Source organism: Faecalibacterium sp. Marseille-Q4896 (assembly GCF_017377615.1).
GTDB classification, from domain to species: Bacteria; Bacillota; Clostridia; order Oscillospirales; family Ruminococcaceae; genus Faecalibacterium; species Faecalibacterium taiwanense.
The window spans coordinates 164,325-188,715 of sequence record NZ_JAFREG010000004.1 but is presented as its reverse complement, the minus strand read 5'-3'; the positions used below and the strand labels follow the sequence as shown (position 1 = coordinate 188,715).

Below are 24,391 nucleotides of genomic sequence, written 5' to 3'. Positions count from 1 at the left end.
GCCATGAAAAATACATTCGGCAGCGACCTTTCGCTGACCATTTTCGGCGAGAGCCACGGCCGCGCCATCGGCGCGGTGTTGGACGGCATGGCCGCAGGCCTGCCGGTGGACGAGGCATTTCTTGCCGCCTGCATGGACAAGCGCCGTGCCCGGGGCGACGGCCTGTCCACTCCCCGGGTGGAGGCAGATGCCGTGCAGCTGCTGTCCGGCGTGGTGAACGGCCGCACCACCGGCACCGCCATTGCCCTGATGATCGAAAATACCAACACCCGCAGCGGCGATTACTCCAAGACCGCAGACCTTCTGCGCCCCGGCCATGCAGACTACACCGCCTACGCCAAGTACCACGGCTTTCAGGATGCGCGCGGCGGCGGGCACTTCTCCGGCCGGGTGACGGCCGCCCTTGTGGCGGGCGGGGCCATTGTGCTGAGCGCACTGCACCGTGCGGGCATCGACATCACCACCCATATCGCAGAGTGCGCTGGCATTGCGGACACCCGCTTTGCACAGGATGATGCCGCACAGCTCTCTGCTCAGGTGGAAGCCCTTGCCAGCAAGCCCGAGGGCTTTGCGGTGCTGGATGAAACCGTAGAAGAACCCATGAAAGCCGCCATCCGTGCCGCCGGTGCGGAGGGCGACAGCGTGGGCGGGATGCTGGAGACCGCCATCCTCGGCCTGCCGGCAGGCATCGGTGAGCCCTATTTTGACAGCGTGGAAAGCGAGATCGCACATCTGGTGTTCTCCGTCCCCGCCGTCAAGGGCATCGAGTTCGGCACCGGCTTCGGCTTTGCCGGGATGCGCGGCTCCGAAGCAAACGACGCTTTCCGCATGACGCCGGAGGGTGCGGTGGTGACCGCCACCAACCACAATGCGGGCATCAACGGCGGCATCGCCAACGGGATGCCGGTGGTGTTCCGCACCGTGGTCAAACCCACACCCAGCATCTACAAGCAGCAGGATACAGTAGACTATCTTGCCAAAAAGGACGCGCAGCTGTCCATTCAGGGCCGTCACGATCCCTGCATCGTGCCCAGAGCCGCCATCGTGCAGACCTGCGCCGCCGCACTGGCTGTGGGCGACCTGCTCACGGCACGCTACGGCGCGGCATGGATGACCCACCCCACCAGCTTCCGGAAGGAGGACGAGTAAAATGGAATACGGACTCATCGGCGCAAAACTCGGCCACTCCTACTCCAAGATCATCCACGAGATGCTCTGCGGCTACCACTACGACCTGTGCCCTCTGCCCACCGAGGAAGAGGCCCGGGCCTTTCTGGCAAAGCGGCAGTTCAAGGCCATCAATGTGACCATCCCCTATAAAAAGCTGGTGATGGAATACTGCTCCTACATCGACCCGCGGGCCAAGGCCATCGGGGCGGTGAACACGGTGGTGAACAAAAACGGCCTGCTCTACGGCTATAACACCGATTATATGGGCTTTGCCCACCTGTGCGACGCCCACGGCGTGAGCTTTGCAGGCAAAACGGTGGTTATTCTGGGCACCGGCGGCACCCACAACACCACCAGCGCTGTGGCCCGGGACAAGGGCGCGGCAAAGGTGCTCACCGTCAGCCGCCATCCGGACCCGGAAAAGGGCGAACTGAGCTATGCCGAGGCCGTTTCCAGCGGGGCACAGATCGTGATCAACACCACCCCGGCGGGCATGTACCCCAATGTAGGCGTGTGCAATCTGGACGTTGCCGCCATGCCGGGCCTTGAAGCTGTGGTGGATGTGGTGTACAACCCCGACAAAACCGAACTCATCCTCCGCGCCGAGGAAGCGGGCGTGCCGGTGGCTGTGGGCGGCCTTGAAATGCTGGTGGCGCAGGCAGTGTATGCCGCAGAATATTTTCTGGACCGCAAGTTCGAGGATGCGCCGGTTGAAATTCGGCGCATCACTGCCGCACTGCGCCGGGATATGCTGAACATTGCCCTGATCGGGATGCCCTCTTCCGGCAAGACCACCCTCGGCAGGATGCTGGCAAAGAGCCTTGGCCGTACCTTTGTGGATCTGGATGAGGAGATCGTAAAGGCCGACGGCCGCAGCATCCCGGATATCTTTGCAGCCGAGGGCGAGGACGGCTTCCGCACAAAGGAAACTGCCGAAGCACAGCGCTTTGGCAAAGAGGGCCGACAGCTCATTTCCTGCGGCGGCGGCATTGTAAAAAAGCCGGAGAATCTGCGTGCTCTGCACCAGAACGGTGTCATTCTGTTCATCGACCGGCCGGTGGATGCCCTGGCCGTGGGCGGCGGCAGGCCGCTTTCTTCCAGCATGGACGCACTGCGCCAGATGGAAGCACAGCGCCGTCCGCTGTATCTGGCAGCGGCAGATGCCGTCATTCCCAACAACGGCACGCTGGACGATGCCCTGCATGCCGCCATGGAGGCACTGGATGAAATTTTTGATTCTTAACGGCCCGAACCTCAACATCATGCGCTGGTCAGAGCCGGGCGTGCCCGGTGAGCTGGATTATAACGCCATCATGGACTATGTGCAGGCAGGCTGCGAACAGCTGGGCATCGAGACCGACTGCTGCCAGTCCAACCACGAGGGCGACCTCGTGGACGAAATTCAGGCCGCAGCGGGCCGGGTGGACGGCATCGTGCTGAACCCTGGTGCCTACGCCCACTACAGCGTGGCCATTCTGGATGCGCTGCGCCTGTGCGGCGTACCCGCCGTGGAAGTGATGCTGCACGCCCCGGACGAGCGGGAGCCTTTCCGCAAAACGGACGTGGTGTCCTTTGGCTGTCAGGGCCACTTCATCGGGGAAGGCCCGCAGGGCTACCTGCACGCCTGCATCTATCTGGCCCAGCTGCTGCGCACCGACGGCTCCAGCAAGGCGCATATCGTGATGTAAAAGGATGAACACGGGCAGCGGGCTAGCCCTCTCCGTCATCGCTACGCGATGCCACCTCTCCCAAAGGGAGAGGCCTTGGCAGTACGGCAAAGTTTCCGGTTTTGCCAAGGGCTCCCCCTTTGGGGGAGCTGGCGCGTTAGCGCCTGAGAGGGCGAGGCCGCTGCCGTAGAGGAAGCCGTCCATGAAACATGCAACTGTAAATAAAAACAATAAAATGCTTGGCACAGCGCGCACATTACGCCGTAATCTGACCCCACAGGAGCACAAGCTCTGGTATGTGTTTCTGCGTGATTATCCTATAAAAATCTACAAGCAGCGGATCATTGAATCCTTTGTCGTTGACTTTTACTGCGCACAGGCACGGCTTGTGATCGAACTGGACGGTTCCCAGCACTATACCGAGCAGGGCAGGGCTTACGATGCAGAACGAAGTACGGTCCTTGAACAGTATGGACTGCTGGTTCTCCGTTTTGCAAACAATGATGTAGACAATCATTTTGATGCCGTCTGTGCGCAGATTCACAGCACCATTCAGCACAGGCTTCCATCTTAAAACAAACAGGAAAGGAACAAACTCCCATGATCATCTCCACCAAAAAAGGGACTCCGAAGGACGAACTGGAAAAGATCGTTGACAAATTCGAGAAACAGGGTTTGGACGTGACCCTGATCACCGGCAAGGACTACAACGTGTTCGGTCTGGTGGGCGACACCACCAAGATTGACGAACGGGATGTGCTGGCAAACCCGTGGATCGACAATGTCACCCGCGTGTCCGCGCCCTATAAGCGTGCAAACCGCCTGTTCCACCCGGCAGATTCCGTGATCGACTGCGGCGGCGTGAAGATCGGCGGCAAGGAAAAGATCGCCGTCATGGCAGGCCCCTGCAGCATCGAGGGCGCAGAGCAGGCTCTGCGCATTGCACAGGGCGTGAAGGCCGGCGGTGCCACCCTGTTCCGCGGCGGTGCCTACAAGCCCCGCACCTCTCCCTACTCCTTCCAGGGCCTTGAGACCGAGGGCATTCTGGATATGGTAAAGGCCCGCGAGGCCACCGGCATGCCCATCGTCTCCGAGCTGATGAGCGAGGACCGCATCCCCGAATTTGAGGAGTATGTGGACGTGGTGCAGATCGGTGCCCGCAACATGCAGAACTTCCAGCTGCTCAAAGCCGTGGGCAAGATGCACAAGCCCGTGCTGCTCAAGCGCGGCCTGTGCAACACCATCGAGGAGTGGATCATGAGCGCCGAGTATATCATGGCCGGCGGCAACGAGCAGGTCATTCTGTGCGAGCGCGGCATCCGTACCTTTGAAAAGTATACCCGCAACACCCTCGATCTCTCTGCAGTGCCCATCATCCACGAAAAGACCCACCTGCCCATCATCGTGGACCCCAGCCACGCCACCGGCAAGGCCAATCTGGTCGAGCCTATGATGATCGCTGCCGTGGCCGCCGGTGCCGACGGTCTGGAAGTGGAGGTCCACTACGACCCACAGCACGCATGGAGCGACGGCGCACAGTGCCTGACCCCGGATTCCTTCGCACAGGCCATGGCAAAGTGCCGTCAGGTGGCATGGGCCATTGGCCGCGATATGTAACGGCCTATGCTGGTAACGATTCAGAACGCGCGTTCCGTGGGCGGCACCATCACTGCCCCACCCAGCAAGAGCATGGCCCACCGTGCTGTGCTCTGCGCGGCACTGGCCGAGGGCCGCAGCCATATCACGAACCTCGAATTCAGCAAGGACATCTCTGCCACGCTGGGCGCAGCGGCACAGCTGTGCGCCCGTGTGCGCACCGGCGCAGACGATGCTGTGGTGGAAGGGCTGGGGCATTTTGTGCCCCTTGCCGCGCCGGTGGACTGCTGCGAGAGCGGCAGCACCCTGCGCTTTCTCATCCCCATCGCCAGCCTGACCGGACAGGCAGTTTCCTTCACCGGCCGCGGGCGGCTGATGGAGCGGCCTCAGTCGGTGTATGACGCTCTGTACCGGGAGCAGGGCCTGCGGTTTGAGCAGAGCGCTTCCGGGCTGACCGTGGAAGGGGCACTGACCCCCGGCGAATACCGCCTTGCAGGCAATGTATCCAGCCAGTTCATCAGTGGGCTGCTGTTTGCTCTGCCGCTGCTTTCCGGCAACAGCACGCTGCACCTCATCCCGCCGGTGGAGAGCCGCAGCTACATCGATATGACCCGCTCTGTGCAGGCAGCCTTCGGTGTGCAGAGCCATTGGCTGGACGAAAACACTCTTGCCATCCCGGGCGGGCAGCACTATCACCCCTGCGATTACACCGTGGAGGGCGATTACAGTCAGGCCGCGTTCCCGGCGGTGCTGGGTGCAGTGTGCGGCGGCGTGACCATCACCGGCCTTGCCCCGGAAACGCTGCAGGGCGATGCCGCCATTCTGGACATCCTGCGCCGGTGCGGCGCGGTGTTTACCCGCACGGCAGAGGGCATCTCTTTTGAAAAGGCCCCGCTGCACGGGGTGGACATCGACCTTGCGGACTGCCCGGACCTTGGCCCTGTGCTCATGGTGCTGGGCCTGCTGTGCGAAGGCACTACAGTCATCCGCAACGCAGAGCGTTTACGCCTGAAGGAGAGTGACCGCATCGCTGCCATGGAGGCCGAGCTGCGTGCCTGCGGCGGCGTGCTGGAAAGCGAGGGCGGCACCATTACGGTGCACGGCTGCGCGAACAGGCTGCACGCTCCGGCAGGTGTTCTGCATGGGCACAATGACCACCGTGTGGTCATGAGCCTTGCGGTGCTGGCCCTGAGTACGGGCATTCCCCTGACCGTGGACGATGCCGAAGCCATTACAAAAAGCTGGCCGAATTTCTTTGAAGCCATCAAGCCCTTGGGCGCGGAGGTGGAATATGCTTGATAAAACAAAACGTTATCTCGTGGTGGGCCTTGGCCTGCTGGGCGGCAAATACGCGCTGGAACTGACGAAAGCCGGTTTCCATGTGGACGGCATCAACCGCAGCGAAGGGCATTTGCAGTACGCGCTAGAGCACGGCTATATCGCCAGCGGCAAGACCCACGATTTTGAGGACCTTGTGAGCAGCGCCGACCACATCATCTTTGGTCTGTACCCCACGGCCCTCATCGAGTGGTTCCGCACCTACGGCCATCTGCTCAAGCCCGGCTGCATTTTTACGGATGTTTCCGGCGTAAAGACCGGCCTTGTGGAGCCGGTGCAGGCCATGTGCCCGGCAGGCGTGGAGTTCATTGCCAGCCACCCGATGGCAGGCCGTGAGACTTCCAGCGTGGAGCACGCCGCCGAGGTGAACTTTGCCCCGGCCAACTTCATCATCACCCCCACGGAAAAGAACACGCCAGAGGCCATTCAGTGGGCAAAGGACCTGGCCGAAGTGCTGGGCTTCCACCACATCTGCACCCTGACGGTGCAGGAGCACGACAAGATGATCGGCTATGTGAGCCAGCTGTGCCATGCCATCGCCGTGAGCCTGATGTGCGCCAACGATAACTCTTCGCTGTGCGAGTACACCGGCGACTCCTTCCGTGATCTGACCCGCATTGCACGCATCAACGATAAAATGTGGGCAGAGCTGTTTTTGTGGAACAAACAGAACTTGATCAGCGAGATCGACCAGTTCGATGCCGCTCTGCAGGAAATGCGCTCTGCTCTTGTGGCCGACGACCGGAACAGGCTGGAAGAGATGTTCCGTCTTTCCACCCAGCGCCGCGCGGCGTTCGACAAAAAACTGCCCGAATAAACCGGAGGTGCTCCCATGCCCAAGCAGGAAGGCCAGAAATCCAAGCTTTTGACCCTTTTGCGCATTCTGGAACAAAAGACCGACGAAGAACACCTGCTCAATGTACCGCAGCTGGTAGAGCTGCTGGAACAGCAGGACATTCTTGCCGAGCGCAAAAGCATCTACAGCGATATCGACACCCTGCGCAGTCTGGGGTATGACATCCAGCTGCGGCGCGGGCGCGGCGGCGGCTACTGGCTGGCCAGCCGCACCTTTGAGCTTTCTGAGCTGAAGCTGCTGGTGGATGCCGTACAGGCCAGCAAGGTTGTGTCGGCACGCACCAGCAGTAAACTCATCCATAAACTGGAAGCCCTCTGCTCCGACTACGAAGGCACCCAGCTGCAGCGTCAGGTGTACGTGGATGGCCGCCCCAAAAGCGACAGCCACACCCTGCTTTACAGCATCGATGCGCTGCACAGCGCCATCAATGCGGGCAGAATGGTGCGGTTCCGCTACAAGGACGACGGCACCCGCACCGTCAGCCCGTGGCAGCTGGCATGGGAAAACGGCTGCTACTACCTTATCGCTTATCAGGACGAGAAAGAGCCTGCGGGCATCCGCAACTACCGCGTGGACCGCATGTCTTCCGTGACGGTGCTGGGCGATGCCCGCCGGGGCAAGGCCGAGTTCCGCCAGTTCGACCTGCCCGCCTATCTGCGCAAGCACTTCAACATGTTCGGCGGGCCGGAGTACCGGGTCACTCTGCGCTGCACCGCCGACCTGGAAATCGCCATGCGCGACCGCTTTGGCAAAACGCCGCTGTTCGTGCCGGAGGAAGACGGTGCATATTTTCACTTTGATGTGCCGGTATGCGTCAGCCCCCAGTTCTACGGCTGGGTGTGCGGCTTTGGCGGCAAGGTGGAAGTAATGGCTCCCGCCGAGGTGCGCAAGGGGATACACGATATGGTGCAGGCCCTTGCGAAGCAGCACGATTAAAATGGCCTCCGCTTCGCTCTGGCCATCATCAGATGAAATGATATTTATAATCAGGTTCCGGAAAAATCTGCGGATTTTTCCGGAACCTTTTTTCACAGGGAAGGCCCGGACCGGGAGATGCAGCGTTTCCGGCAGGAAATAATTTCACGGCACCGTCCTGCCCTGTGGAGCCAGAGCGCCAGATGCTGCTTTCCGGTACGACTCCATCCGTGAAAAATGCAAACCCCGGCAGGCCGCAGCCTGCCGGGGTTTGCTGTTCCTATAAATAATTCTTCCGCTGAGCATGGCCAGAGCGAAGCGGAGGCCATTCTGAATCTCTCACTCCTCAAATTCCAAATCGCTGGGCAGGATCAGATCCAGCTCGGCGGCAGGTTCTGCCACAAGGCGGCGGCTCTGGTGGAAGATGGCCTTTTCCAGCGTGTTGCGGGCAAGACGGCCGTTGCCGGCGGTGCGGCTGTCCAGCGCCTGACGGCGCTTGTAGTAGCCCAAAAGCGGGAAGGTACAGCCCTCGGCAAGGCGGTAGCCCTTGCCCTTTGCCAGCACGTTGGTGATGTCCAGCAGCTCGTCTGCCGTGTAGTCCGGGAACTCGATCTTGTTGGGGAAGCGGCTGGCAAGACCGCTGTTGGCAGTAAGGAACACCTCCATCTCCTTGGTGTAGCCCGCCAGAACGACCACCAGCTCGTCCCGGTGGTCCTCCATGCCCTTCACAAGGGTGTCGATGGCTTCGAGCCCAAAGCTGTCCTGCTCGCCGCGGTAGAGGCTGTAGGCTTCATCGATAAACAGCACGCCTCCCAGCGCACTCTCGATGACGCTGTTGGTCAGCGGGGCGGTGTGGCCGGTGTAGCGGCCCACAAGGTCGGCGCGGGTCACTTCCACCAGCTGGCCGCCCTTCAGCGCGCCGATGGCCTTGAGGTACTTTGCCACCAGCCGGGCAATGGTGGTCTTGCCGGTGCCCGGGTTGCCGGTGAAGATCATGTGCATGGAAAGGCTGGCGGTCTTGAAGCCTGCCGCCGCGCGGCGCTGCTGCACCTGCAGGTTATCCGCCAGACCGAACACATACTCCTTGACCGCCCCAAGGCCCACAAGACCGTCAAGCTCTGCGCGGATTTCATCTACAGCGCCCGTGTACTCGGCAGGCAGCAGGGCAGACAGCTCCTGCTCGGGCTGGTCGTTCAGGCAAAACCATACGCCCTCCGGCTTTGCGGTCAGGGTGACGGTGCCGGTAAGCTTTGCATCAGTCTGCAGGCAGTATTCGCTCAGGGCGCGGAACATTTTATCGCAGCATTCCGCAAGGCCCGCCGCACCCTTTTCCTTAGAGCACTGGGCGGCTACATAGTCCCGCACATCGGCCCCGGCAGAGAGGGTCAGGCCAAGGCGTGCGCTCACCTTCTGGGCCAGCGCATTCAGCTGCTGCGCCGCCAGCGCTGCAAGGTCCCCGCGGGCAAAGGCGCTGGTGGCGCACACATCGCCCACCGCCGCCACAAAGGGCGCACCGAACTTATCTGCCAGCGCGTCCCGGCCCTTGCGGGAAAAGAAGATGAGGTACTTGCCGCAGGGCGTGATACTGCTCACCGCGCCCGGTGCCAGCGCCGTGCCTGCATCCACAAGGATGCCCTCCTTGTTCACCAGATACCGGCTGGAAAGCGGTGCGCTGCCCTTCACAGCAAGGTCTGCAAGGGTCTTGAGGAAGGCCGCATGGCAGCTCTCGTAATGCTCAAAGATCACGATCTCCCCGGGGGCGTGCAGGGCCGCATACAGATCCTGCAAAAACAGCTTTTCCGCACCGGAATTGGGGTAGAGGGCAAGGTCCACCACCGCGGTTTTGTCGCTCTGCAAAAGGCCCCGCGCCGCCATGATGCGGGCGGTCTCTGCCAGCGCAAAATGCCGTCCCGTACCGGCTCCGCCGCACAGCAGGATCACATTGCGTGCTGCCGGGCGCTCGGTGCCCAGCACAAAGGGCCGGCGCATGGCGCGCACCACGCTGTCCACAAAGGCATCCTGCCCGAGAACGGTCTTTTTCACCTCGGCGGCAAGGCCCTCAAAGCTGCCAAGGTGCTCTACGGTCACATCGGCAGTGCCCTTGGCAAGCAGGCCGTCCGCTTCCATATCCCGCAGCATCTGGCGGCTGTCCTCCAGAGCAGACTGCACCGCAGTGTCCTGCGTTTTCAGCTGGGCGTTCTGTTTTTTGAGCAGGGCATCCAGCTGCTTCTGGTTTTCCAGCAGGGCAGCATTCAGGTCCGGCACTGCGGGCGCTTTGGCCTTTGGCGTTTTGCTTTCCGGCTGAGCCGTGCCGCCAAAGCGCGGCTTTCCCCCTGCGCCGAACACACCGTTCATAAGGTTTTCCCAATCGTCGGTATATGCCATGGCTTTGCCCTCCGTCTGCATCGTTTTCTTTCAGTATAGTGTACCGGGGCAGGTTTTGCAATTCCCTCTTGCAAAAAAGACCGCCGGTGTTTACACTTATATCTGATAGGAAATCTGCAAGAAGGAATGAAGAAACTATGACCGTCAAAACGCCCGCCGAACTGAAAACGCTATACGAGAGCATCTCCTTTGACCTTCAAACCACCTACACCGGCCCGCTGGGGCAGGAATATGCTGTTTCCGGCACCCATCTGCGCCTGTGGGCACCCACGGCGCAGAGGGTGGAGGTCAGCCTTTACCGCAAAGGCAGCGGCGGTGAGCCCATAGGCACTCTGCCGCTGGAGCGGGGGCAGCAGGGGGTGTGGAGCATCTATCTGCCCGGCGACCAGCACGGACGATACTATACCTATACGGTCACAGTGGATGGCATTTCGCGCCAGACCGGCGACCCCTATGCCCGTGCGGCAGGCGTGAACGGCACCCGCAGCATGATCGTGGACCTTGCCCGCACCGCCCCCTCCGGGTGGGAGCGGGATGTGCGTCCGGTCATCCCGCCGGAGCAGCGCGCGGTGTGGGAGGTGAGCGTGCGCGACTTCTCGCAGGATGCTGCCAGCGGCGTGCGCCCGGCATGGCGGGGCAAGTTCATGGCCTTTACCCAGCAGGGCACCACCCTGCATGGGGACGGCATCCACCCCACCTGCCTGAATTATTTAAAGCGGCTTGGCGTGAAGTATGTGCAGCTGATGCCCATTTTTGATTTTGGCAGCGTGGACGAGGCAAAGCCGCTGCTGCGGCAGTACAACTGGGGCTATGACCCCACCAACTACAATGTGCCCGAAGGCAGCTATTCCACCGACCCCACCCGCGGCGAGGTGCGCATCCGGGAGTGCAGGGAAATGATCGCAGCCCTGCACGCGGCGGGCATCGGTGTGGTGATGGATGTGGTGTATAACCACATGTATCGTAATGAGAACCCGCTGAACGGCACCGTGCCCTGCTACTTTTTCCGCCAGAACGAGGACGGCAGCTTTTCCAACGGCAGCGGCTGCGGCAACGAATTTGCCAGCGAGCGGCCCATGGCCCGGCGGTATATGATCGATTCCATCCTCTACTGGGCGCAGGAATACCACATCGACGGCTTCCGGTTCGACCTGATGGGTCTGTACGACGTGGAGACCATCAACGCGGTGCGCGCCGCGCTGGATACGCTGCCCGGCGGGCGGGATATCCTGATGTACGGCGAGCCGTGGCAGGGCGGCGGCAGCCAGCTGCACCGGTACGAGGCCAACAAGGCGAATCTTGCCATGCTGAATGATCGCATCGGCATCTTCTGCGACGACACCCGCGACACCATCAAGGGCGGATGCTTCAACGCCCGGGAGCCGGGCTATGTGGAGGGCAGGCCCGGCAGCTTCTGGGACATCGGCGGTGCGGTAGCGGCATGGTGCCGCAGTGACCGTCTGCCGCCCCACGCGCCCAACCAGATCGTGAGCTATGTTTCCGCCCACGACAACTTCACCCTGTGGGACAAGCTTCTGCTGGTGCGGTACGAAAAGCCGGAGTTCACGGCGGCAGACGGCACAGCCCTTGCCCAGAACCGGCTGGCGGCGGGCATTTACCTGACCAGCTTCGGCCTGCCTTTCCTGCAGGCGGGCGAGGAGTTTGCCCGCACCAAAAAAGGGAAGGGCAACAGCTACCGCTCTTCGCCTGCGCTGAACCGGCTGGACTGGGAGCGGGCCGAAAAATACCATGCACTGGTGGACTACTACCGCGGCCTGCTGGCGCTGCGGGCAAGGTTTCCGCGGCTTTCCAGCACCGACCCCCACGCGCCGGATGCCCTGTACTTTTTCTCACTGGAGCAGCCGCTGGTGGGCTGGCAGCTGCCCGCCCAGTGGGGCGACGGCGCAGCATGGCAGGCGCTATGCGTGTTCTATAACCCCACCGAAACCAGCAAGGCCGTGCCGCTGCCGGTTGGGCGCTGGCAGATGCTGAGCGACGGCATCTCGTCCAGCCTGTGGCGCGGCCCGGCAAGGGTGTACGAGCACGAGGCCGTACTGATGCCTTACAGCGCTACTATCTTCGGACAGATATAAAAAAACAGGAGCGGATGGAAAACTCTCATCCGCTCCTGTTTTCTATTTTGTTCAGCTGTTGGAAGCCGTCTTTTCGCCCAGTGTCACATTGACCGTCTGCATCTGGCCGTCGCGTGCAATGGTGATGGAGAGGGTATCGCCTGCTGCGTGCTTCTGCATCAGGGTGCCAAGGTCGTCCTTGGAGGCGATCTCGGTGCCGTCCACGCTCACGATGCGGTCACCGGCCTGCAGGCCTGCCTTTTCGGCAGGGCCGCCCTTGACCACCTCCACAACGTAAACGCCGTAGGCATTCACGCCCAGTTGAGAAGCAGTCTGTGCGTCGGTCACGGCCAGATAGGTGATGCCCAAATAAGGCCGTCCGGTCACATAGCCGTTCTCCAGCAGTTCCTGTGCCACCTTGATGGCATCGTTGATGGGGATGGCAAAGCCCAAACCTTCTGCATCGCTGGAAGAGGATTTTGCGTTCACAATGCCGACCAGCTCACCGTTCATATTGAACAGGCCGCCGCCGGAGTTGCCGGGGCTGACCGAAGCATCCATCTGGATCAGGGACATGGTGTTCACAGAGCTGCTGCCCTGAATGGTGACGCTGCGGTTCAAAGCGCTGATCATGCCGCCGGTCACGGTGCCGCCCAGCTCACCCAGCGGGTTGCCCACAGCCATCACGCTCTGGCCCACCTTCAGGCTGTCGCTGTTGCCCACGGTGGCGGGGGTCAGGCCGTCAGCATCGATCTTGATGACCGCGATATCGCTGGTGGTATCTTCGCCCACGAGGGTGGCGGTGTAGTCCTTGTCACCAATGGTAACGGTGATGGTGGAAGCGCCGTCCACCACATGTGCACAGGTGAGGATGTAGCCGTCCGAGCTGATGATCACGCCGCTGCCGGCACCGCTCTCCACCTGATTCTGGCCGTACCACGACCACTGAGAGTAGACCACCTGCTCCGTAGTGATGACCACCACGCTGGGGCTGACCAGATCAGCCACCTGTTCAGTGGTCAGGCTGCTGCCGCTGCTGGATGCTGCGGTGATGGAACTATCCGAACCGGATGCACTGTCGGCCGTAGAGGAAGGTGCCACCTGCTGAATGACCACCTTGCCGCTGCCGCCAAACTTTGCCCCCACAAAGCCGCCCGCAAAGCCCATGGCTGCGGCCAGCACCAGCGCCACGGCGCTGCGTGCAACGCGCTTGCCGTTGAACTTTTTCTTCTTTTTAGGGGGCTGCGCGTCCTGCGGCTGTACCGGATGTACCGGCGGCGTTGCACCGCCTGCGCCGTTGTCTGTCTGCGGGGCGGTGTAAGCGGTCTCCGGTTCCGGCTGCGGGTCGTTGTACTGGTTGGCGGTGTTCATGCCGCTGCTGCCCACATTGGGATAACCGGTATCTCCGCTTTCGTTTTTATCCTGAGAGGAATAATCATATTCCCATTTGTTCTCATTGTCCATGCTGATACTTCCTTTCCGTAAGGGATACGTCCACAGGAGCCCTGTTCCTTTGAACTGCTCCTATTGTAACCGTCAATTGTGAAAATCAATCGCGCGCGCCGTGAAGAAACTGTGAAATAAAGACGCACTTTCCGCCCTTGACAGCGGCCTTTGCGCTTGCTATTGTAAAAGCGTAAATTCAGGAGGAACACACCATGGAACTGCACCGCACAGACGAGGGCTTTGCCCTCTATAAGGAAAAAACACAGATCGGCTTCTGCGCGCTCACGCCCGCCGCAAAGGGGGCTGCCATCACCGCGTTTGGCATCGAACCGCAGTGGCGGCGCAAAGGCTACGGCTCCTATCTATTAAAAGAAGCCTTGCGCGCCTACGCTGGATACGACCGTGAAACGGCTACCGTATTTACCGCCCCGCTGCCCGCCGATGCCGCAGAGCTTGCGTTCTGGGCAAAGTTCGGCTTTGCGGCAGAAGGCAGGCAGCTGGTGCGCCGCCGCACGCCGGACCTGACCGCCGTCAAGTTCGTGCAGGACTTTCTGGCCGCGCGGCTGGCACAGCCGCGCCTTTGCATCGATGCTACCTGCGGCAACGGCGGCGACACGGCCTTCCTGTGCGGCATCACCGCGCCGGAAGGAAAGGTAGTCGGCTTTGACGTGCAGGAAGCTGCCATTGCATCCACCCGGAAGCATCTGGAGCAGCTGGGCGTGCCTGCCGCCCGGTATGAGCTGCACTGCCAAAGCCACGCAGACCTTTTACAGGTTGTGCAGCCCGGCACGGCAGATGCGGTGATGTTCAACTTTGGCTGGCTGCCCGGGGCCGACCACGCAGTGTTCTCCACCGCGCAGAGCAGCATCCCCGCCCTGCAGGCGGCTTTGGAAGCCGTGCGCCCCGGCGGCGTGGTGAGCGCCATCCTCTACAGCGGGCAGGTCATCGGCACGGATGAAAAGCAGACGGTGCTGGAATATCTCCGGGCACTTCCGCTCAAAAGTTTTACCGTTCTGGTGTGTGATTTTGCCAACTGGGCCGAAACCGCCCCTCTGCCCTGCATCATCCTGAAAAAATAACGAAAACACTTGCATTATGGAGCGTTTTCGGATAAAATAGGGTACGTATGTGTAAAAAGACGGCCTCGCCCTCTCCGTCTTTGCTTCGCAAATCCACCTCTCCCAAAGGGAGAGGCCTTGGCAAAAAGATGCACTTTGCGTGGACTGCCAAGGGCTCCCACTTTGGGGGAGCTGGCGCGTTAGCGCCTGAGAGGGCGAGCCCGGCAAAGTCCAACCGGACATACTAAATGCAAAAATCCACTTCCTGCTCCACAGCAGGTTTATCAGGAGATCTACAGTTTATGACAAATCGTGAAGAAATCGAGCGCCGCCGGACGTTTGCGATCATCAGCCATCCCGACGCCGGTAAGACCACTCTGACCGAAAAGCTGCTGCTGTACGGCGGAGCCATCAATCAGGCAGGCTCCGTCAAGGGCAAGCAGAGCGCAAAGCACGCCGTGTCCGACTGGATGGACATTGAGAAGCAGCGCGGTATTTCCGTCACCTCTTCTGTCCTGCAGTTCAACTACGCGGGCAAGTGCGTGAACATTCTGGACACCCCGGGCCATCAGGACTTCTCGGAGGACACCTACCGCACCCTGATGGCGGCAGACTCTGCCGTCATGGTCATCGATGCCGCAAAGGGCGTTGAGGCCCAGACCATCAAGCTGTTCAAGGTGTGCACCCTGCGCCACATCCCCATCTTCACCTTCGTCAACAAGATGGACCGCGAAGCCCGCGACCCCTTTGAGCTGATGGAGAACATTGAGGAGATTTTGGGCATCAAGACCTACCCCATGAACTGGCCCATCGGCTGCGGCAAGGAGTTCAAGGGCGTGTTCGACCGCAACACCCGCAAGGTGCTGGCATTTTCCAGCGACGGCCGCGCCAACGGCGTGAAGAAGGTGGATGAGACCGAGGCCGAGCTGGGCGATCCCGCACTGGACGAGCTGCTCACCCCGTATCTGCACCAGCAGCTGGTGGATGAGATCGAGCTGTTGGACGGTGCCGCCGAGGAATTTGACCTCGACAAGGTGCTGCGCGGCGAGCTGAGCCCCGTGTTCTTTGGTTCCGCTCTGACCAACTTTGGCGTGGAGCCCTTTCTGGAGAACTTCCTGCGCCTCACTCCCACCCCGCTGGCCCGCGTGGACAGCCTGACCGGCGAGACCGTGGACCCCTGCCGCGACGAGTTCTCTGCCTTCATCTTTAAAATTCAGGCCAACATGAACAAGGCCCACCGCGACCGCATCGCCTTTATGCGCATCTGCTCCGGCAAGTTCGAGCGCGGCATGGAGGCCTTCCATGTGCAGGAGGGCAAGAACATCAAGCTGGCCACCGGCACCCAGCTGATGGCGCAGGACCGCGCCATCGTGGACGAGGCCTACGCCGGCGACATCATCGGCCTGTTCGACCCGGGCATCTTCTCCATCGGCGACACCTTGTGCACCGGCAAAAAGAAGGTCCAGTTCGCAGGCATCCCCACCTTCTCGCCGGAGCACTTTGCCCGCATTGAGCAGAAGGACACCATGAAGCGCAAGCAGTTCGTGAAGGGCATGGAGCAGATCGCGCAGGAGGGTGCCATCCAGATCTTCCGCGAAGTGGGCGGCGGCATGGAAGAAGTGGTAGTCGGCGTGGTCGGCGTGCTGCAGCTGGAAGTGCTGGAGTACCGCCTGAACACCGAGTACAACGTGGAGATCCGGATGCAGCAGCTGCCCTTTGAACAGCTGCGCTGGGTGCAGAACGACCCCGACACCTACAACCTGCGGGATCTGGACCTGACCAGCGACACCAAGGCTGTGGAGGATATGAAGGGCAACCGCCTGCTGCTGTTCACCTCCGACTGGGCGGTGCGCTGGGCTGAGACCCACAACGAAACGCTGAAACTGAGCGAGTTCGGCAATATCTGAGTTGAAAGAGAGCTGCGGTGCGGGAATATCCCGCAGCTGCGGTTCTTTTTTCATAAAACGCAAAAAATACAACGAAGAATGCCAGCTACGGAATGCGCTGCTCCCATTGCGGGGAACACTGCTGGCATGGAGGGAAAATATATGCAAAACATCAATATTGGCAAAAGCGGCATTCAGGTGCCGTTTCTCGGCATGGGCACCTGGGCCATCGGCGGCGGCTCCTGGTGGGGCGACAACGACGACGCCCTTTCAGTCAAGGCCATCCAGACTGCTGTGGAGCAGGGCATCCAGTGGATCGACACCGCCCCCATCTACGGCCTGTACCACAGCGAGACCGTGGTGGGCGAGGCCATGAAGCACATCGACCGCGACAAGGTGGTGCTTTCCACCAAGTGCGGTCTGGAGTGGCGGCATGAAACACCGGTGCTGCACAAGGTCGTGGACGGCACCACCGTTTACCGCGACCTTTCTGCAAAGAGCATCATCGAGGATGTGGAGGATAGCCTGCGCCGCCTGCACACCGATCATCTGGATGTGCTGTACACCCACTGGCAGACCCCCGATTTCGGCATCTACCCGCTGGAAGAGACGGTGGAAGCCATGATGAAGCTGAAGGAGCAGGGCAAGATCCGTGCCATCGGTGCATCCAACGTCACTGCAGACATCATCCGCGGCTACTGCAAGTACGGTCAGCTGGATGTCATTCAGGAAAAGTACAGCCTGCTCACCCGCCGTGTGGAAAAGCAGCTGCTGCCTACCTGCAAGGAGCTGGGCGTATCGGTGCAGGCATACTCTCCGCTGGAGCAGGGCCTGCTGACCGGCAAGGTGACCATGGACACCACCTATCCCGAGGGCAGCACCCGCAACTCGAACCCCAGCTTCCAGCCCGCCCGCCGGGCACAGGCGCTGGACATGCTGGCAAAGTGGGGCGACCTGACCGAGAAATACGACTGCTCTCTGGCACAGCTGGTGATCGCCCTGACCGCCCGTATGATCCCCGGCCTGCATGTGCTGTGCGGTGCCCGCACTCCGCAGCAGGTGATGGACAACGCCGGTGCGCTGAACATCAAACTGGACGGTGCCGATGCCGTCCGCATGAAGTGGGACGTGGATGCCATTTCCTGATGGTTTGACCATCGGAACAGCCTCCGCTTCGCTCTGGCCGTATTTAGAGGAATTCTTCTTTTATGTTTGGGTCCTGAAAAGCCTGCGGGCTTTTCAGGACCCTTTTTTCACGCAAAAGATCGAAACCGGCAGATGATGCCGGTTTTCTTTATGACTCTTTCTGTGAAAATGCAATGCCGGACAGCCCGCAGGCCGTCCGGCATTGCTCTTATAAAAATAAAAATTCCGCTGTTTATGGCCAGCGCAAAGCGGAGGCCATTTAAAATCGTCAGCTGTTCTCCTTCCAGAACAATCCGCCGCTGGTCTGGAACAGCATCCACGGGTTCACGCTCTTGCTGCCAAGCTTGAAGTCCTTGGTCAGCTCCTCGCCCAGCACACCCACAGCCTGCCCCTTTTCCACCGTCTGCCCGGCAGAGACGGAAAGAGTCTGCAGCCCGTACAGGTAGCTGCGCATCCCGCAGCCATGGTCGATGACCACCGTGTTGCCGGTAAGGGCCAGCTCTTCGGCCAGCACCACCACGCCGTTTGCCGGGGCGCGGCAGGGCTCGCCGGGAATGGTATAAAGCTTTGTGGAGTTGGAACGGCTGCCCTGCCTGCCGTTCGCCACCCTGACCTGACCGTAATCCACAAGGGTGGTGTAGCTTTCCACCGGGTTCACAAAGCCGCCCTGCCACATTTTTTCCCGCGCGGGCGCTTCGTACAGGCCCCAGACTGCATTGCGGAACTGGGTGTTTGCCGCATCCGATGCATCCGGTTCCGGCTCCACGTCCACCGTGCCAAAATCCTTGGGCAGCACGATGATGCTGCGGGTGATGGTCTCGCCATTCACGGTAATGTTCACCTCATGCCCGCCGGAGGAAGCGTTGTATGCCGCCGGGATATAGGCCCGCCAGCCATCGGCTGCACGCACGCACTGCACATTGCCGAGGTCTGTTTCCACCGTGGGTGCTGCATCGCCGGTCATGCCGGAGATGCGCAGGCCCACAATACCGCCCTGCTCCACCCGCTCGGCGGAAAGCTCCACCTCCGCGCTGGCCTGCAGGGTGAACCGGAAGGCATAACGATACCAGCCGGTGGGCTTTGCGGGCTTTTCCAGCCCCAGATTTTTGCGCACTGAGCCGGTGCTGCCGCCCTCAAATTGGGTGGCCATGCCGCCCTCCGGCACCCGCCAGACCGATAGCTCTGCCTTATATTCGCCGTTGGTCGGGAACAAAAAGCTTTGATAATCGCTCACACTGCCCACAAATACAATGCTGCCATAGGCGTTCTGGATGGTGAGGGTGGTGTAGCTGGCCCAGTCCGGCAGGGTGATGGCCGGGTGGGCCGTGTACAGCGTGCCCAGCTTCTGCACCGTGAGGGTGGCGGGGCTGGCGAACACCTTATCGAGCTTTCCGCCGATGAGCGGCACCTGCCAGCACCAGCCGTTGGGTTTCAGCGCTTCAGTGCCAAACTGCGCGGTGCTGTCCGGGCAGCCGCCCTCGGTGGTAAAGGCATAGCTCACGCCCATCACTGCGCCCAGAAAGATGCCTACGCCTAGCACCACACCCACGAGCCAGAGCAGAAAACGCTTCATGATACACTCCTTCTATGTAGCAAAAAGGGCGCACCGGCACAGCCTTTTGCAGACTGCCGGTGCGCCCGAAGGTTTACGGTTCGTGTTTTTTATTCTGCAGCATCCTCTGCAGGGGCAGCCTCTTCGGCAGCAGCCTCCGGCTCTACCGTTGCAGCATCGTCCTCGCCGAACAGCAGACGCTCGTACTCGTCCAGCTCCTTCTCACGGCGGTGCAGGTAAACAGCAACAGCAGCAAGGGCACCGGCAACAGCGGCCAGAACAGTGATCACAGCGACCAGACAAGATTTCTTCATAGGTTCAATACACTCCTTTTTTCGTTGAAACGATGTTTCAGCTTTCATTCCAGTGCTTGTTGGCTTTTATTATACCCGTTCCTGTCAAAAATTACAACCATTCAGGTCAAAAAGGCCAAAATTTCATACCATAAGCTTCTTATATGACTTAAACGCACCGGGCAGGGTATACTCCGCCTGCAAAGCTTCCCGGCTGGCCCAGACGCAGCCTGCCGGAGCATCTTGGGCGGGCACATGCAGCAGGATGCCGTTCATATGCCACTCGATGTGGCTGAAGATGTGCTTTGCAGCGGGCAGCGCTTCCGGCGCGGCGGTGCCGGTATCCAGCCCCATGGCCTGCAGGCGGGCAAGGACCTCTCCGGCTGCGAGGGCTTCACCCTCCCACAGTACCGGCTGCCACAGCCCGGCAAGCAGGCCCTTTTGGGGCCGCTGCTGCAAAAGGAAGCCTGCCGGGCTTTCCAGCAGGGCCAGCGTCACAGGCTGCAGTCTGCGGGGCTTGGGCGCTGCTTTGCGGGGCAGCTCCAATGCAGTGCCCGCAGCACAGGCGGCGCACAGGTGGGCAAGCGGGCATTTTTCGCACAGGGGCGCACCGTTCGGCACGCAGACCAGCGCTCCCAGCTCCATAAGGGCCTGATTGTAGTCGCCGGGCGCATCCGGCGGCTGGTGCTCCATCACGCGGGCGGTGAACGCTTTTTTCACTGCCGGTTCCGTGACGGCAGCGGGGTCGTTGTACAAACGGGAGAACACCCGCAGCACATTGCCGTCCACGGCGGGCACCGGGATACCGAAGCTGATGGACGCAACGGCTCCCGCCGTGTAGTCCCCGATGCCGGGCAGGGCGCGCAGGGCATCATAGTCGGCGGGCAGCTGTCCGCCGTACTGCTCGCAGACGATGCGTGCAGCCTTTTGCAGGTTGCGCACCCGGCTGTAGTAGCCAAGACCCTCCCAGAGTTTGTGCAGCTTTTCCTCTTCGCAGGCGGCAAGGGCCGGAATGTCCGGCAGGGCGGCGAGAAAGCGTTCGTAGTAGGGCAGTGCCGCCGAGACCCGGGTCTGCTGCAGCATGATCTCGCTGAGCCACACATGGTAGGGGCTGGGGTCGGTGCGGAAGGGCAGGATGCGGTGGTTTTTGTAAAACCAGTCCAGCAGGGCAGAGGAAATGTTTTCCACTTGTTTTGTGCTCCTTATCAAAAAACGGGCCGCTGCGGAATGCAGCAGCCCGGTAAAAGTATGCGCGCTTATCAGAAGCCGTATGCGGTGCGGGGGAAGGGCAGCACGTCACGGATGTTCTGGATGCCCGTGAGGTACATGATCATGCGCTCGAAGCCCAAGCCGTAGCCGGCGTGCTCCACGCCGCCGAACTTGCGCAGGTTCAGGTACCAGTCGTAGTTGGTCTTGTCCATGCCCAGCTCGTCCATGCGGGCCACCAGCTTGTCGTAGTTCTCTTCACGCTGGCTACCGCCGATCAGCTCGCCGATGCCGGGCACCAGCATATCTGCGGCTGCCACGGTCTTGCCGTCCGGGTTCTGCTTCATGTAGAAGCTCTTGATCTCCTTCGGATAGTCGGTGACGAACACAGGCTTTTTGAACACTACCTCGGTCAGGTAGCGCTCGTGCTCGGTCTGGATGTCCACGCCCCACTCCACAGGGAACTGGAACTTCTTGTTGTTCTTCTTCAGGATCTCGATGGCCTCGGTGTAGCTGATGCGGCCAAACTCGCTGTTTGCCACCAGCTCCAGACGCTCGATGAGGCCCTTGTCGATGAACTGGTTGAAGAAGGCCATTTCATCCGGGCAGTTGTCCAGCACATAGCGGATGACGTACTTGGTCATGGCCTCGGCAGTGTCCATGTAGCCGGACAGGTCGCAGAATGCCATCTCCGGCTCGATCATCCAGAACTCGGCGGCGTGACGGGTGGTAAAGCTCTTCTCGGCACGGAAGGTGGGGCCGAAGGTGTACACCTTGCCGAATGCCATAGCCATGGCCTCGGCTTCCAGCTGGCCGGAAACGGTCAGGTTGACCGGCTTCTCGAAAAAGTCCTGGGTGTAATCCACAGTGCCGTCCTCGTTCTTGGGCACATTCTCAAGGTCGAGGGTGGTCACGCGGAACATCTCGCCTGCGCCCTCACAGTCGGAAGAGGTGAGCAGCGGAGAGTGAGAGTAAACGAAGCCGTTCTCCTGGAAGAACTTGTGGATGGCGTAGGCAGCGGCGCTGCGCACGCGGAAAGCGGCGTTGAAGGTGTTGGTGCGGGGGCGCAGGGTGGGCATGGTGCGCAGATATTCCATGCTCATCTTCTTTTTCTGCAGCGGATACTCGTCCGCCGGGCAGTCGCCCAGGATCTCCACACTGTCGGCATTCAGCTCAAAGGGCTGCTTTGCCTGCGGGGTGAGCACCAGCTTGCCCTTGACGCGCAGGCTGCTGTACAGACCGGTGTGGATCACCTCATCGTAGTTTGCCAGCTTGCCTGCTTCCAGCACGACCTGCAGGGTCTTGAAGCAGCCGCCGTCCGACAGGGCGATGAAGCCGATGTTCTTGGAGTCGCGGATGTTCTTTGCCCAGCCGCAGACGGTGATCTCGGTGCCGTCGGCGGGGGTGTTTTTGAACAGCGAAACGATCTCAGTGCGTTCCATAGTGTTTGTTCTCCCTTTCGATATAAAATGAAAAAGACAGCTTTGTTCTCCCTGAAAGTTCAGGGCGAACAAGCTGTCTTGTAATGTCCGCGGTGCCACCTGAATTACCGGAAGTGTCCGGTCGCTCACGCGCTCAATAAAAGCGCTGCCCCCGTAACGCAGGGCCTGCGGCGCACCTACTAATGGCAGCTGCCATGTTCAGTTTGCTGCTCCCGGGTGTTCGTTCACGCGGCGTGCGGGCGCGGCTCTCAGCTGTGCCGCACTCTCTGGGCCGGACGGCCCGCGCTACTTTTCCCGATCTTTGCATTTTACCTTTAAAAAATAGCACTTTGGCGGCGTTTTGTCAAGCACCGCCCAGCAATGCGGCAGCAAGGCCCTTTGCCGCCAGCTGCCCGGCATAAAGAGCCTCGTTCAGGTTATTGCCGTGCCCGCCGATCTCAATGAGCAGGCTGCCGGTGGTCAGATCCTGATTGTAGAACCGGTAGCTGAACAGCACCGGCCGGGTAAAACCGGGGTACATTCCTTCCATGCTGCGCTCCCACGCAGCGGCAAAGCGCAGATTCTGCCGCCAGCCCGGCAGCTGAACGGTGGTGCCGTTGTCGCACCCGCAGATGATCATGACCTGTGCGGCCTGCCGCCCGTCCACCGTGCACACCGGGGCATAGCGGCTGCCGCTTTCCGTCTCGATGGCATCCCGGTGGACATCCAGCACCACCTTGATGCTGGGATACCGGGCCAGATACTGCTGCACCACGGCCCGGCTGTTGGCATAGCTTCCGGTGTAGCTGGGGTAGTCGTTCAGGGTCTCGTCGTGCAGGGTGTTGATGCCCGCCGCATTGAGGGTATCGGCCACCACACGGCCCACCGCGCACATGTTCACGCTGCAGTCGGTGCTGCGGGCACCATCGCCGGGGGCAAACCACAGCCCGGCCGAAAGGCGGTAGTCCTCGGTGGCGTGAGTGTGCATCACCAGCACCTGCGGGTCGGGACTGTTCGGCTCAATGGCAAAGGGCAGCGGATTCTCGATCTCCGCCGCAATGTCTGCCGCCGTCTGCCGGGTATTGTTTTTGATGCTGCCCGCCCCGCAGGGAATGTACTTTTCGCCGCTGCCCTGCGGATAATTTTTTTCAATGACAGTACCCGCATCCGCCGGGCGGGCTTCCTCGCCCAGCAGCGGCACAAGGTAGTCCTCAATGTTCCCGGTCAGCGCCTGCACGGCCTGCGGCAGAGAGGATGCCGCCGCTTCCGGTGTGCTGTCCGGTACGGCTTCCACCTGCACAGATGATGCGGGCTGCTCCTGTGCGGACTGCCGCCCCAGCCAGAAAAGAGTTTCGGCCATTGGCAGCGGTGCAGTAATAGCCGCAGCCAGCATCAGTGCCGCCGTGCGGGCAAAGATGCACAGTGCGGCAAACAGAGCAGCCGCTTCCAGAAACGGCATGATATGCCCCTGCGCCCGGGCGGGCGGCAGTGCTTTGCTGCGCATAAAATAACCTCCCTTCCGGCCCACCGGTGTTACCCCGCCAGCCAGAACAGCTGCGCCACGCTGAGCCTTGGCTGCAAGGCCCGGTTGATGGCACCGGCCAGAAGAGCCGAGCCGTGGGCGATCACGCTGTCCAGCGCCCGGGGCGTGACCACAAGATCTGCTCCTTCGTCCGAATCCATCAAGGTGGGGATGCCCGCCGCGATCACCGGCACGCCCAGCGCTGCCGCGTCCAGATGCTTTGCATGATCCGCCTGCGCCGGGTACAGCCCGGTGTCGGAGAACTGCACGCTGCGGCCCAGCCGCGCGCCCTCGGCACTGCAAAGGCTGTCCACGCAGATCAGGGCCGCCGGCCGCACCGCTTCCACCATGGCCCCGGCCAGCTGGCGCAGAGTCAGCCCGGTGGAGGCCGACACCCCCGGCGCAATGGCGGCCACCGGCCGGATGCCTTTTACCGGCAGCGTGTGCTGCAGCCCCATGGTGACTAAAATCTTCTGCGCCGTGCGCGGGCCGAGGGCATCCGCCGTGACCCGCCGGTTTCCGATGCCCAGCACCAGCACCGGCCCTTCCGGCGGCAGCAGGGCGCGCAGTTCCGCCGCACAGGTCTCGATCACCGCAGCGTCCCGCTCGTCCAGCACGCTGACGCTGGGCATTTCCAGCGTGACATACCGTCCGCGGGGCTTCGCCAGCCCTTCGCGCGCGATCTCCACCCGCGTTATTGTGACCCCGCCGCGCTTTGCTGTGGCAAGCCTTACCCCGGCAGGCAGCGCCCCCTGTGCTGCACCAAACATCTCGTCTGCCATATCGGTAAAACGCATTTTTCTGCTCCTCCTGCCTGTTTTGGGGCCAAATGCCCCCTCTGCACGCAGAAAGTATGGAAAAA

The 24,391-nt window shown here is 61.1% G+C and carries 20 protein-coding genes; 12 read left to right on the top strand and 8 right to left on the bottom strand.

The features are described 5' to 3' along the window. Positions 1–3 precede the first annotated feature (3 nt). From aroC to J3348_RS09005, 8 genes are all read left to right on the top strand, one after another. Entirely contained in the window at positions 4–1,149 is a 1,146-nt protein-coding gene (gene aroC, locus J3348_RS09040) for a chorismate synthase (protein WP_207698807.1), read from the top strand. Between the two features lies 1 nt (position 1,150). After that, positions 1,151–2,413, top strand: coding sequence for a shikimate kinase (locus tag J3348_RS09035; RefSeq protein ID WP_207698806.1), 1,263 nt, complete (start codon positions 1,151–1,153; stop codon positions 2,411–2,413). Beyond that, positions 2,394–2,858 (top strand): type II 3-dehydroquinate dehydratase, encoded by a 465-nt coding sequence (locus J3348_RS09030; protein ID WP_097774636.1) that lies wholly within the window; start codon positions 2,394–2,396, stop codon positions 2,856–2,858. Before J3348_RS09035 ends, J3348_RS09030 begins: the two co-directional genes overlap by 20 nt. 181 nt (positions 2,859–3,039) lie before the next feature. Then, the gene (locus tag J3348_RS09025) at positions 3,040–3,411 is read left to right on the top strand and encodes an endonuclease domain-containing protein (protein WP_207698805.1); all 372 of its coding nucleotides are present in this window, start codon (positions 3,040–3,042) and stop codon (positions 3,409–3,411) included. A gap of 26 nt (positions 3,412–3,437) precedes the next feature. Then, positions 3,438–4,454 carry a 3-deoxy-7-phosphoheptulonate synthase gene (gene aroF / locus J3348_RS09020; protein ID WP_097781196.1) on the top strand — a complete coding sequence of 339 codons (1,017 nt, stop codon included), beginning with the start codon at positions 3,438–3,440 and terminating at the stop codon, positions 4,452–4,454. A 6-nt stretch (positions 4,455–4,460) separates the two neighbouring features. After that, entirely contained in the window at positions 4,461–5,732 is a 1,272-nt protein-coding gene (gene aroA, locus J3348_RS09015) for a 3-phosphoshikimate 1-carboxyvinyltransferase (RefSeq protein ID WP_207698804.1), read from the top strand. Beyond that, the gene (locus J3348_RS09010) at positions 5,725–6,588 is read left to right on the top strand and encodes a prephenate dehydrogenase (protein ID WP_207698803.1); all 864 of its coding nucleotides are present in this window, start codon (positions 5,725–5,727) and stop codon (positions 6,586–6,588) included. Before aroA ends, J3348_RS09010 begins: the two co-directional genes overlap by 8 nt. 15 nt (positions 6,589–6,603) lie before the next feature. Further along, positions 6,604–7,563, top strand: a complete 960-nt coding sequence (locus tag J3348_RS09005) for a WYL domain-containing transcriptional regulator (RefSeq protein WP_207698802.1) — start codon at positions 6,604–6,606, stop codon at positions 7,561–7,563. Between the two features lie 318 nt (positions 7,564–7,881). On the opposite strand, the gene J3348_RS09000 is transcribed toward J3348_RS09005, so the two are convergent. Next, positions 7,882–9,927, bottom strand: coding sequence for an AAA family ATPase (locus tag J3348_RS09000; RefSeq protein WP_207698801.1), 2,046 nt, complete (start codon positions 9,925–9,927; stop codon positions 7,882–7,884). A gap of 137 nt (positions 9,928–10,064) precedes the next feature. On the opposite strand from J3348_RS09000, the gene pulA reads away from it, so the two are divergent. Further along, on the top strand, positions 10,065–12,020 hold the full coding sequence (gene pulA, locus J3348_RS08995) for a type I pullulanase (protein ID WP_207698800.1): 1,956 nt from the start codon (positions 10,065–10,067) through the stop codon (positions 12,018–12,020). A gap of 51 nt (positions 12,021–12,071) precedes the next feature. Here the strand turns inward: pulA and J3348_RS08990 are convergent, their stop codons facing one another. After that, positions 12,072–13,463: a trypsin-like peptidase domain-containing protein gene (locus J3348_RS08990; protein WP_154256085.1), complete on the bottom strand. Its 1,392-nt coding sequence runs from the start codon at positions 13,461–13,463 to the stop codon at positions 12,072–12,074. Positions 13,464–13,657: 194 nt separating this feature from the next. Between J3348_RS08990 and J3348_RS08985 the strand changes: the two genes are divergently transcribed. The 3 genes from J3348_RS08985 to J3348_RS08975 all read left to right on the top strand — a co-directional run bounded on the left by J3348_RS08985 (position 13,658) and on the right by J3348_RS08975 (position 17,535). Further along, entirely contained in the window at positions 13,658–14,524 is an 867-nt protein-coding gene (locus J3348_RS08985; RefSeq protein ID WP_207698799.1) for a GNAT family N-acetyltransferase, read from the top strand. A gap of 281 nt (positions 14,525–14,805) precedes the next feature. After that, the gene (locus tag J3348_RS08980; protein ID WP_207698798.1) at positions 14,806–16,410 is read left to right on the top strand and encodes a peptide chain release factor 3; all 1,605 of its coding nucleotides are present in this window, start codon (positions 14,806–14,808) and stop codon (positions 16,408–16,410) included. A 141-nt stretch (positions 16,411–16,551) separates the two neighbouring features. Then, the gene (locus J3348_RS08975) at positions 16,552–17,535 is read left to right on the top strand and encodes an aldo/keto reductase (protein WP_044953880.1); all 984 of its coding nucleotides are present in this window, start codon (positions 16,552–16,554) and stop codon (positions 17,533–17,535) included. Positions 17,536–17,803: 268 nt separating this feature from the next. On the opposite strand, the gene J3348_RS08970 is transcribed toward J3348_RS08975, so the two are convergent. From J3348_RS08970 to gpr, 6 genes are all read right to left on the bottom strand, one after another. Then, positions 17,804–19,108 (bottom strand): M23 family metallopeptidase, encoded by a 1,305-nt coding sequence (locus tag J3348_RS08970; RefSeq protein ID WP_207698797.1) that lies wholly within the window; start codon positions 19,106–19,108, stop codon positions 17,804–17,806. An 89-nt stretch (positions 19,109–19,197) separates the two neighbouring features. Then, a complete protein-coding gene (locus tag J3348_RS08965; RefSeq protein ID WP_044953882.1) occupies positions 19,198–19,401 on the bottom strand; it encodes a hypothetical protein in 204 nt (67 codons plus the stop codon). 123 nt (positions 19,402–19,524) lie between these two features. Then, complete coding sequence (locus tag J3348_RS08960; RefSeq protein WP_120080338.1) at positions 19,525–20,568, bottom strand: A/G-specific adenine glycosylase; 1,044 nt, start codon at positions 20,566–20,568, stop codon at positions 19,525–19,527. A gap of 71 nt (positions 20,569–20,639) precedes the next feature. Then, on the bottom strand, positions 20,640–22,028 hold the full coding sequence (asnS, locus tag J3348_RS08955) for an asparagine--tRNA ligase (protein ID WP_120020016.1): 1,389 nt from the start codon (positions 22,026–22,028) through the stop codon (positions 20,640–20,642). A gap of 343 nt (positions 22,029–22,371) precedes the next feature. Then, positions 22,372–23,511 carry a stage II sporulation protein P gene (locus tag J3348_RS08950; RefSeq protein WP_207698796.1) on the bottom strand — a complete coding sequence of 380 codons (1,140 nt, stop codon included), beginning with the start codon at positions 23,509–23,511 and terminating at the stop codon, positions 22,372–22,374. Between the two features lie 29 nt (positions 23,512–23,540). Further along, positions 23,541–24,326, bottom strand: a complete 786-nt coding sequence (gene gpr / locus J3348_RS08945; protein WP_207698795.1) for a GPR endopeptidase — start codon at positions 24,324–24,326, stop codon at positions 23,541–23,543. Positions 24,327–24,391 lie beyond the last annotated feature (65 nt).

What these genes read in the sequence shown, in the direction of transcription:
- J3348_RS09000 (WP_207698801.1), bottom strand. Translation starts at nt 9,927, where the DNA reads ATGGCATATACCGACGATTGGGAAAACCTTATGAACGGTGTGTTCGGC.
- J3348_RS09010 (WP_207698803.1), top strand. Translation starts at nt 5,725, where the DNA reads ATGCTTGATAAAACAAAACGTTATCTCGTGGTGGGCCTTGGCCTGCTG.
- aroA (WP_207698804.1), top strand. Translation starts at nt 4,461, where the DNA reads ATGCTGGTAACGATTCAGAACGCGCGTTCCGTGGGCGGCACCATCACT.
- J3348_RS09035 (WP_207698806.1), top strand. Translation starts at nt 1,151, where the DNA reads ATGGAATACGGACTCATCGGCGCAAAACTCGGCCACTCCTACTCCAAG.
- J3348_RS08980 (WP_207698798.1), top strand. Translation starts at nt 14,806, where the DNA reads ATGACAAATCGTGAAGAAATCGAGCGCCGCCGGACGTTTGCGATCATC.
- J3348_RS08965 (WP_044953882.1), bottom strand. Translation starts at nt 19,401, where the DNA reads ATGAAGAAATCTTGTCTGGTCGCTGTGATCACTGTTCTGGCCGCTGTT.
- J3348_RS08950 (WP_207698796.1), bottom strand. Translation starts at nt 23,511, where the DNA reads ATGCGCAGCAAAGCACTGCCGCCCGCCCGGGCGCAGGGGCATATCATG.
- asnS (WP_120020016.1), bottom strand. Translation starts at nt 22,028, where the DNA reads ATGGAACGCACTGAGATCGTTTCGCTGTTCAAAAACACCCCCGCCGAC.
- J3348_RS09025 (WP_207698805.1), top strand. Translation starts at nt 3,040, where the DNA reads ATGAAACATGCAACTGTAAATAAAAACAATAAAATGCTTGGCACAGCG.
- J3348_RS09005 (WP_207698802.1), top strand. Translation starts at nt 6,604, where the DNA reads ATGCCCAAGCAGGAAGGCCAGAAATCCAAGCTTTTGACCCTTTTGCGC.
- J3348_RS08975 (WP_044953880.1), top strand. Translation starts at nt 16,552, where the DNA reads ATGCAAAACATCAATATTGGCAAAAGCGGCATTCAGGTGCCGTTTCTC.
- J3348_RS08970 (WP_207698797.1), bottom strand. Translation starts at nt 19,108, where the DNA reads ATGAAGCGTTTTCTGCTCTGGCTCGTGGGTGTGGTGCTAGGCGTAGGC.
- J3348_RS08990 (WP_154256085.1), bottom strand. Translation starts at nt 13,463, where the DNA reads ATGGACAATGAGAACAAATGGGAATATGATTATTCCTCTCAGGATAAA.
- gpr (WP_207698795.1), bottom strand. Translation starts at nt 24,326, where the DNA reads ATGCGTTTTACCGATATGGCAGACGAGATGTTTGGTGCAGCACAGGGG.
- J3348_RS09030 (WP_097774636.1), top strand. Translation starts at nt 2,394, where the DNA reads ATGAAATTTTTGATTCTTAACGGCCCGAACCTCAACATCATGCGCTGG.
- pulA (WP_207698800.1), top strand. Translation starts at nt 10,065, where the DNA reads ATGACCGTCAAAACGCCCGCCGAACTGAAAACGCTATACGAGAGCATC.
- J3348_RS08985 (WP_207698799.1), top strand. Translation starts at nt 13,658, where the DNA reads ATGGAACTGCACCGCACAGACGAGGGCTTTGCCCTCTATAAGGAAAAA.
- aroF (WP_097781196.1), top strand. Translation starts at nt 3,438, where the DNA reads ATGATCATCTCCACCAAAAAAGGGACTCCGAAGGACGAACTGGAAAAG.
- aroC (WP_207698807.1), top strand. Translation starts at nt 4, where the DNA reads ATGAAAAATACATTCGGCAGCGACCTTTCGCTGACCATTTTCGGCGAG.